This is a genomic window from Neisseria sp. P0022.S010 (assembly GCF_051956635.1).
The window spans coordinates 1-429 of sequence record NZ_JBQCXF010000948.1; the positions used below are offsets into that span (position 1 = coordinate 1).

Below are 429 nucleotides of genomic sequence, written 5' to 3' on the forward strand. Positions count from 1 at the left end.
CATTAAAGGCCAATGGTTTGGAAGCTGTAGAACATGTGGCTGATATTTCCCGCCGCTTGGTGGTCAACAAAGCTGCCTTGAAAACCAAATATGAGCTGTTGAATCCGATTATTCAGACATTTGAAGATGCCGCTAAGGCCGTCTGAAAAGTTTTTAGTAAAACCTGTTTGCCAACCCAGTTTGAAAGCCCCGTCATGATGCAAAGCAAACCGACACTCGCTACGATTCTTTCCCATCGTTCCATCCGCAGGTTTACTTCCGAGCCGATTACCGATGAAATCCTCGATACGCTGGTGCGTGCGGGGCAGCAGGCTTCGACTTCAAACAACCTGCAATGCGTTTCCATCATCCGCGTATCCGACCTTGCGCTTAGGCAGGGAATACATGAAGCGGCAGGAAGCGCACCTTATATCTGTCTCTTATACCCCT

At 48.7% G+C, this 429-nt stretch carries 1 protein-coding gene and 1 pseudogene; both read left to right on the forward strand.

What is annotated here, in order from left to right:
* Nucleotides 1–146 (forward strand): annotated as a pseudogene (gene hisG, locus ACTHUT_RS22260) (ATP phosphoribosyltransferase); the annotation flags it as partial.
* 48 nt (nucleotides 147–194) lie between these two features.
* Nucleotides 195–429: nitroreductase family protein (locus tag ACTHUT_RS22265; protein ID WP_440419985.1), on the forward strand; the 235-nt coding region annotated here is incomplete at its 3' end.